Source organism: Skermanella aerolata KACC 11604, from assembly GCF_000936425.1.
Lineage (GTDB): Bacteria > Pseudomonadota > Alphaproteobacteria > Azospirillales > Azospirillaceae > Skermanella > Skermanella aerolata.
This window is the reverse complement of the sequence record NZ_AVFK01000019.1, coordinates 130114-137576: the sequence shown is the minus strand read 5'-3', so window position 1 is coordinate 137576 and position 7463 is coordinate 130114. Positions and strand designations below refer to the sequence as shown.

Below are 7463 nucleotides of genomic sequence, written 5' to 3'. Positions count from 1 at the left end.
CCGCCGCCAGACCGTCGCCGCGCGCCGGATCGAGCCAGCCGTAGACGGCGGGGACGGCGGCGCGCGACAGCGCCCCGGCGGAAACCAGCGCCAGCCCGACGGCCAGCGGGTCGGCCAGCGCCACCAGCGCCGACCAACGCAACCCGACGGAGAAGATCAGGACCAGGACGCCGTAGCTGCCCAGGCGGCTGTCGCGCATGATCGCCAGCTTGGCCATTTTGTCGCGCCCGCCGCCGAAACCGTCGGCCACGTCGGCAAGGCCGTCCTCGTGCAGCGCACCGGTCATGGCGATCTGGATGCACAGCGCGAGCAGGGCGGCGGAGGCCGCCGTCAGTCCGGCGGTGCTCGCCGCCGCATAGGCAAGGGCTCCGCACAGGCCGACCAGGGCGCCGATGACGGGATACCAGCCGATGGCGCGGCCGTGCAGGTCGGGCGGCATGATGCCGTCGAAGCGGACCGGTAGCCGCGTCAGGAAGATCGCGGCGGCGGCCAGTTCCTGCTTGAGCCGGCCGGCCCCGGCCGGGGCGGATTGCGTCTCGCTCATGGGACCCCTATAGGTTAGTCCGAACCGGACCGGAAAGCTTATTTTGGCGTTCCGGCCCAAACCGGGCTAATGCGCGGCCGCAGCCTTACCATATAGCTCCAGACAGTTTTTCAGTAGAGCCGAGACACCAGTCATGTCCAATGCCCAGCCAGCAGTGACGTTCGACGAGATCCGCGCCCTGGTGCGCGACCTGCCCGGTCCCGACCTGGAGGCCGGCACGGCGGCCTTGGAGCGGCAGAACCAGCTCACCAAGCCGCGCGGCTCGCTGGGCCGGCTGGAGGAGCTGGCCCAATGGATCGCCACGTGGCAGGGCAGCAGCACGCCGGAGATGCGCCGGCCGCGCATCAGCGTCTTCGCCGGCAACCACGGCATCGCGGCGCGCGGCGTTTCGGCCTATCCGAGCGAAGTGACCGCCCAGATGGTGCAGAACTTCATCAACGGCGGCGGCGCCGTCAACCAGCTTTCCGAAGCCGCCGACGCCGACCTGCGCGTCTATGAGCTGGACCTGGACCGGCCGACCCGCGACTTCACCACCGGTCCCGCCATGACCGAAGAGGGCTGCGCCCGCGCCATGGCCTACGGAATGATGGCGGTAGAGCAGGGGCTCCACGTGGTCTGCCTCGGCGAGATGGGTATCGCCAACACCACCTCGGCGGCGGCGCTCTGCACGGCGCTGTTCGGCGGCGAGCCGTCGGACTGGGTCGGTCCCGGCACCGGCGTCGACGCCAGGGGGCTGGCCCGCAAGGCGGAGACGATAGCGGCGGGGCTGGAGGCCAACCCCGGTGCGCTGACCGATCCGCTGGAGGCGCTCCGCTGCCTGGGCGGCTACGAGCTTGCCGCCATCGCCGGCGCGGTCGCCGCCGCCCGGCTGGCCCGGACGCCGGTCGTGCTGGACGGCTATGCCTGCACGGCGGCCGCCGCCGTCCTGGCCAAGCTGGACCCCCGCGCGCTCGACCATTGCATCGTGGCGCACCGCTCGGCCGAACCGGGGCACGCGCTCCTGCTGGAGAAGCTGGGCAAGCAGCCGCTGTTCGATTTCGGCATGCGACTGGGGGAAGGGTCCGGAGCCGCCCTGGCGATCCCGATCCTGAAGGCGGCGGTCGCCTGCCACACCGGCATGGCGACCTTCGCGGAAGCGGGCGTCAGCGGGCAGGCGCATTGACGATGCGGCGCGCCGGCGCCTTTCTGGCACTGCTGGCCGGCGGCATGCTCTGGACTACCGGAGCCGTCGCCGCCGAACTCCGGGTCGCGGTCCGGGGCGTGAAGTCGGCCGAAGGGGACGTCAAGATCGGGCTCTATGCCACGCCGGAGTCCTTCGACAAGCGGCAGAAGACCTACGGCGCTTCGTCGCCCGCCCAAGCGGGCGAGGTCGTCGTGGTCTTCCGCGACCTGCCGCCCGGCCGCTACGGGCTCGCGGCGCTTCACGACCTCAACGCCAACGGCGAGATGGACAACAACTTGCTGGGCTTTCCCAAGGAGCCCTTCGGGTTCGGCAACGACGCCAGGATCAATCTGGCGCCGCCTGAGTTCGCCGAGATGTCCGTCACCGTCGGGAACGGGGTGACCGAGACGGTCTTGAACCTGCGGAACTGAGTCCGGGGCTGAAGGGCGTTGTCCGCGACCGGATTCCGCCCGCCGGGAAGGCATATCCCGAGGTCACCCGTCACGCGCCTCGGCCAGCAGCCAGTCGCGGAAAGCGCTGAGGGCCGGCCGGTCGGCCAAGTGCTGGGGGCTGACGAGCTGATAGCTGCCGACCCTTGCCTCGATATCCGGGAACGGTACCGCAAGGCGCCCGGCCGCTATGTCGTCGCGGACCAGCGACAGGTCGGCGACGGTCACGCCGTGTCCGTCCGCCGCCGCCTGGATCGCCAGATCCTGGGTGTCGAAGATCTGGCTGTCGCGGTCGACGTCCAGATTAGGCAGTCCGGCCAGTTCGAGCCAGGAGCGCCACTCGCTCTGCTGGGGATCGGGGTGCAGGATCGTGCAGCGGGCCAGATCGGCGGGCGATTTGAGCCGGCCGAGCAGGGCGGGGGCGCACAGGGCGGTCAGGCGTTCCTCGAACAGCGGGTCGTTGCGCAGGCCCGGCCACGGGCCGATGCCGAACACGATCCCGGCGTCGAAGTCGTCACGGTCGAAATCGACCCATTCCCAGCCGGTATTCAGCCGCACCCTGATGTCCGGCCGGCTGGTCTGGAACCGGATCAGCCGGCGCATCAGCCAGCGGATCGTGAAGGTCGGAGGCACCTTGACCTGAAGGTCGTGCGCCCGCGTCTCCACCTTCGCCGCCGCCTGCGCGATCCGGTCCAGTCCCTCGGTGACGCCCGCGAGCAGCACCTTGCCTTCGGAGGTCAGGGCCAGCATGCGCGGCAGGCGCTGGAACAGCGGCACCCCCAGATGCTCCTCCAGGCCCTTGACCGAGCGGCTGACCGCGCCCTGGGTCACGTGCAGCTCTTCGGCGGCCAGCGTGAAGCTCAGGTGGCGGGCGGCGGCCTCGAAGGCGCGGAGGCCGTTCAGCGGCGGAAGGCGGCGCGACATGGCGGCTCCGGACTGTGATCGGACGCATGAGTTCGGCTCATGCGGAACATGAGAACTCATGGTTTGTGGAAGCGCAAGCGGCACCGTACATCAGGAGCATCCAATCATCCTGTACACCGGAGGCTGCCATGATCAGAACTCAAACCGGGCATGCGCCGGCGCTGCCCTTCGCCACCGCTCTGGGCGCGCCGCTCGGAGCCTTGTCCAACCTCGCGTCGCTCGGTGCAATCTGGCACCGCCGCATCCAGACCCGCCGTGCGCTGGGGCGCATGGACCGCCACCTGCTCTCCGACATCGGCTTGACGGAAGCGGACGTGCGGGATGAGGCCGACAAGCCTTTCTGGCGGGAGTAAATAAAGCAGGGGGACGTTCACCGATCCTATTACCGGCTGGTCCCGCCGCGATAGCCGGAAGAATAATGCGGACGGCGGGCCGGCAACCTTATTATGGTCCACGCCGTCACGACGGATCGGATCACGCCCTTGCTTCATCGGTACCCTTTTCTTCATCAGTACTATGTCGGCCGGCTGCGGACCGACCTGTCCCGCTGGGCGGAGAGGGGACTGGTCAGGCGGGAAGACGTCGACGCCATCCTGAAGGATGCCGGGGCGGCGGATCGGGCACCCGGCAGCCTGCCCAATCTCCTGGCCCTGCTCGGAGCGGTACTGGTCGCGGCCGGAGCCTTGCTGTTCCTGGCCGCCAATTGGGAAGGGATGGGGCGCATCGCCAAGCTGGCGGTCCTTTCGGCGGCGCTCTGGGGCGCGCATGCCGCATCCTATGCGGCGCTCCGCGTCAGGTCGGACCAGTTCGCCGAGGCGATGATGCTGCTGGGCGTGGCGCTGTTCGGGGCCGGCATCATGCTGATCGGGCAGATCTATCACCTCTCCGCCGATCCTCCCGCCGGCGTGCTGCTGTGGGCGCTCGGCGCCATCGTCGCCGCCTGGGCCTGGCCCAGCCAGCTGGCGGCCTGCGGGGCGCTGGTGCTGATAAGCCTGTGGTTCACCCTGGCGGCACCGGAGTCGCCTCTGGCCGTCTATCTTCCCTTCCTGCCGGTATGGGCGGCCATGCTGCCGCCCATCCTGCGGACGCGCTGGATGGCGGCCTACCATGTGGCGCTGGCCTCGGCCGCGTGGTTCGTGGTGGTGACGCTGGTGATGCTGATGTCGGAGGACGCCGGAGCGTCGGAAGACCTGCTGCGGCTGGGCAGCGCGCTCGCCGCGCTGTTCCTGACCGCGGGAAGCCTGCTGTCGGCGCTGGTTCCCGCCGTTCCCTTCGCGGTGCCGCTGGAGCGCTACGCCCTGACCGGCGCGCTGGCCGCCGTTTCCCTGCTGGCGCTGCCGTCGTTCCACGACGGTCGGGCCGCCGGCGATCCGTGGTGGTCGGGAATGGCCGCGCTGGTGCTGCTGGCGGCATTGGCCGGGGCGGTGTTCCGCTGGCGGCTGGCCTCGGACAGGCTTGCCCTGGGAGCCGTCGTCCTGGTCGCCGTCGCGGTCGGTTGCGCCGTGGTGCCGGCGGAGCATGGCTGGCTGGCTCTGGCGGCGCTCAACCTGGCGCTGGTGGCGGCCCTGATCGGGCTGATCGCGGAAGGATACCGGCGCGACGACCGGTTCGTCGTCAATCTGGGTTTCCTGGCCTTCGCGCTGACGATCCTCCGCCTGTATTTCGATACCTTCTGGCTGCTGTTCGACCGCTCGCTGTTCTTCATGGTCGGCGGGCTGCTGGTGATAGCGTTGGGCTGGATACTGGAACGTAAGCGGCGCCACCTGATCGGCGGCCTGGGAGAGGCGGCATGAACCGGGAAGGATCGGGCCGCGAGCCGTTGACCAGGGGCAGCCGCCTGCTGATCCTGGCGTTGGTCCAGACCGCCGTGCTGGCGGCGCTGATCGGGTATCGGCAATGGACGCTGGAGACGGGGACGCCGGTCGTCCTGGCGATCCGTCCGGTCGATCCGCGCTCGCTGTTTCAGGGCGACTATGTGCAATTGAGCTACGAGATCGGCCACCTGCGGATCGACCGGCTGGCCGGCGACGACGATCTGGAGCGGGGGGAGACGGTCTTCGTCGATCTTCAGCCGGGCCGGCCGGCCTGGCAGGCGACCGGCGTCTGGCGTCGGCGGCCGGTAGCGGCGCCGACCGGCGCCGTGCTGCGCGGGCGGGTCGACTGGGTGGCCGAACAGCAGTGCGAGGAGTCCGGTACGGGCGAATCGACCGCCATCGTGCCCTGCCGGATCGCCGGCATCCATTACGGGATCGAGAGCTACTTCGTGCCGGAGGGCAAGGGGCGGGAGTGGGAGCGGCCGGTGGAGGGCGAGCGGATCGATATCCGGGTCGCGGTCAACCGGGCGGGGACGCCGGCCATCTCCGCCATCCTGGTCAACGGCCAGCCGCAGGTAGAGGAGGGGCTGTTCTAAGGGAAGACCGGTACGGGGCCAAACGCCCGCACCGGTCTTCGGATGTCCGTACCGGCGTCAGTTCGCCTTCGGCGGGGTTGCCGGGGCGGGTTGGCCCTGCGGCCCGCCGGCCGGAGGCTGCGCCGGCGGCTGTTCAGTGCCGAGCTTGCGGATGACCTGGGTCAGCCCGTCGCGCGCCTGATTGGCGAGAGGCAGGTCGGCGTCGGACGCTTCGTGGAAGAAGACCGTGAAGATGTCGCCCTGGCTCTTGTAGAACAGGATCGAGACGTTGATCTTGCCTTCCGGCGGCGTGCAGGTGACGTTGGCGGTGCGAAGCGCCACGCGCGGCAGCGTTTCGACCGGGTTGGGGCTCGCCGTGAAGTTCCCGCTGCAACGCTGCTTCAGGACGTCCAGGTAATTGGTCGTCAGCGACTCGAACGTGGCTTCGGCGGGAGCGCGGGCTTCGCGGACGCCGCCGAACACAGGCCCGATCCTCCAGGCGAAGTCGGCCGGACGGCGGTCTTCGGGCACGCCGGCGAGCGACAGCGGAACCGCTTGGCGGAGACCGGCCGCATTCAGGATCGAGCGCAGCGTTTCCGGCAGGGTGACGGCGACGGGCTTCTGCCCGCCACCCGGAGCGCCGGGAGCACCGGGCTGTGCGGCCCCGACGGCGCCCTTGCCGTTTTGGGCACAGGTCTTCAATTCACCCAGGGCCTTGCCGGTGCCGCGCAGCTGGAAGATCGCGGTGTCGGTCGGCCCCTGCATGATCAGGCGATTGCCCTTTCGCATGCCTTCGTACAGTTCGTCGTCCTTGCCGGTCGAAACCACCAGCAGGTCCGGCTCCACCGCGATGCCGGTGAAGTTCCGCTTGACGGTCTCGTCGACCCGCACGTTCATCGGGAACTTGGTGCCCTTGGCCATGCCGGCGCCGGGAATGCCGATGGCTAGGTTCGTTTCCCCGTTGGGGTTGCGGGCGATCACGAGGGCCAGCTTGTTGTCGAACCGGTTCTGGGCGACGCAATAGGCGAACTTGCCCTCGGGATCGGTCACGGGGCCGCCGCGCCAGTCTCCGACCGGAGCACCGGTCAACTGGGCGCCCTTGGGTGGAGCGTTGTTCTGCGCCTGGGCGAAGGCGGCGGAAGGAAGGCCGCTCGACAGCCCGATGGCTGCGCCGAGCGCTAAAGCGAGAAGGTGAGCCTGCACGTTCAATATCCGGCTGCGCTACGAGTTGGCGGCAGGCTATAGGTCAGACCGCCCCGTCGCAAGGGCCGGTCGCAAGGGGAGTGCCCGGAAAGTCCGGGTCGTCCCCCATCCGGTCGAGCAAAACGGTAGCGTCGCCGGTATCAGCCACCCGCCCCAGATGCAGCCATAATCCACGGTCCGCCGCTTGTAAAGCGCGTCTCGCGGCCTGTTCCGCGAGCAGCACCGCCGTCCCGCCTGCGGCAATCGCGCGCACCGTCGCCATGACCTCCGACGTCAGGCGGGGCGACAGGCCCATGGAAGGCTCGTCCAGCAGAAGCAGGCGCGGTTCGCCCATCAGGGCGCGGCCGATGGCGAGCATCTGCTGCTGCCCGCCGGACAGCCGCCACGCACTGTCGCCGGACTTCGGCGCAAGCTGCGGGAACAGGGCGAAAACCCGCTCGATCAGGCCGGTCCGCACGGCTTTGGCGGCGAAGCTGGCGACTTCCAGGTTGTCGCGCACGCTCATGCCGGGGAAGACTCTGCGCCCTTCCGGGACGTAGCCGAGGCCCATCCGGGCACGGCGCTCGGGCGGCAGGGCGGTGATGTCGGCGCCGTCCAGGACGATCCGGCCGGACGCCGCCGGCTCCAGGCCGATGACAGCGCGCATGAGACTCGATTTACCGGCGCCGTTGGCGCCGAGCAGGGCCAGGACTTCGCCGGGCGCCACGCGGAGCGAAACGGCGTCCACGACTGGAGCGCCGCCGTAGCCGACGGACAGGCTGTCCAGGATCAAGAGCGGTGCGGTCATCGGGA

9 protein-coding genes are annotated in these 7463 nt (G+C 69.7%); 5 read left to right on the top strand and 4 right to left on the bottom strand.

Annotated features, from left to right (window positions below):
- The coding region (locus N826_RS21950) for an adenosylcobinamide-GDP ribazoletransferase (RefSeq protein WP_044432320.1) at positions 1-544 on the bottom strand (544 nt) is incomplete at its 3' end.
- Positions 545-677: 133 nt separating this feature from the next.
- On the opposite strand from N826_RS21950, the gene cobT reads away from it, so the two are divergent.
- On the top strand, positions 678-1706 hold the full coding sequence (cobT, locus tag N826_RS21945) for a nicotinate-nucleotide--dimethylbenzimidazole phosphoribosyltransferase (protein ID WP_044432318.1): 1029 nt from the start codon (positions 678-680) through the stop codon (positions 1704-1706).
- A gap of 2 nt (positions 1707-1708) precedes the next feature.
- Complete coding sequence (locus N826_RS21940; RefSeq protein ID WP_044432317.1) at positions 1709-2137, top strand: DUF2141 domain-containing protein; 429 nt, start codon at positions 1709-1711, stop codon at positions 2135-2137.
- Positions 2138-2200: 63 nt separating this feature from the next.
- Here N826_RS21940 and gcvA read toward each other — a convergent pair whose 3' ends face one another.
- A complete protein-coding gene (gcvA, locus tag N826_RS21935; protein WP_044432315.1) occupies positions 2201-3079 on the bottom strand; it encodes a transcriptional regulator GcvA in 879 nt (292 codons plus the stop codon).
- Between the two features lie 128 nt (positions 3080-3207).
- On the opposite strand from gcvA, the gene N826_RS21930 reads away from it, so the two are divergent.
- From N826_RS21930 to N826_RS21920, 3 genes are all read left to right on the top strand, one after another.
- Entirely contained in the window at positions 3208-3432 is a 225-nt protein-coding gene (locus N826_RS21930) for a DUF1127 domain-containing protein (protein ID WP_044432314.1), read from the top strand.
- Positions 3433-3561: 129 nt separating this feature from the next.
- Positions 3562-4872, top strand: a complete 1311-nt coding sequence (locus tag N826_RS21925; RefSeq protein ID WP_169789397.1) for a DUF2157 domain-containing protein — start codon at positions 3562-3564, stop codon at positions 4870-4872.
- The gene (locus N826_RS21920; RefSeq protein ID WP_044432312.1) at positions 4869-5489 is read left to right on the top strand and encodes a GDYXXLXY domain-containing protein; all 621 of its coding nucleotides are present in this window, start codon (positions 4869-4871) and stop codon (positions 5487-5489) included. Before N826_RS21925 ends, N826_RS21920 begins: the two co-directional genes overlap by 4 nt.
- A 57-nt stretch (positions 5490-5546) precedes the next feature.
- Here the strand turns inward: N826_RS21920 and N826_RS21915 are convergent, their stop codons facing one another.
- Positions 5547-6671 (bottom strand): hypothetical protein, encoded by a 1125-nt coding sequence (locus N826_RS21915; protein WP_052831777.1) that lies wholly within the window; start codon positions 6669-6671, stop codon positions 5547-5549.
- Between the two features lie 43 nt (positions 6672-6714).
- Complete coding sequence (locus tag N826_RS21910; protein ID WP_063772296.1) at positions 6715-7458, bottom strand: ABC transporter ATP-binding protein; 744 nt, start codon at positions 7456-7458, stop codon at positions 6715-6717.
- Positions 7459-7463 lie beyond the last annotated feature (5 nt).

Coding starts and splice junctions, on each gene's coding strand:
- cobT (WP_044432318.1), top strand. CDS start 678: ATGTCCAATGCCCAGCCAGCAGTGACGTTCGACGAGATCCGCGCCCTG.
- N826_RS21940 (WP_044432317.1), top strand. CDS start 1,709: ATGCGGCGCGCCGGCGCCTTTCTGGCACTGCTGGCCGGCGGCATGCTC.
- gcvA (WP_044432315.1), bottom strand. CDS start 3,079: ATGTCGCGCCGCCTTCCGCCGCTGAACGGCCTCCGCGCCTTCGAGGCC.
- N826_RS21930 (WP_044432314.1), top strand. CDS start 3,208: ATGATCAGAACTCAAACCGGGCATGCGCCGGCGCTGCCCTTCGCCACC.
- N826_RS21920 (WP_044432312.1), top strand. CDS start 4,869: ATGAACCGGGAAGGATCGGGCCGCGAGCCGTTGACCAGGGGCAGCCGC.
- N826_RS21910 (WP_063772296.1), bottom strand. CDS start 7,458: ATGACCGCACCGCTCTTGATCCTGGACAGCCTGTCCGTCGGCTACGGC.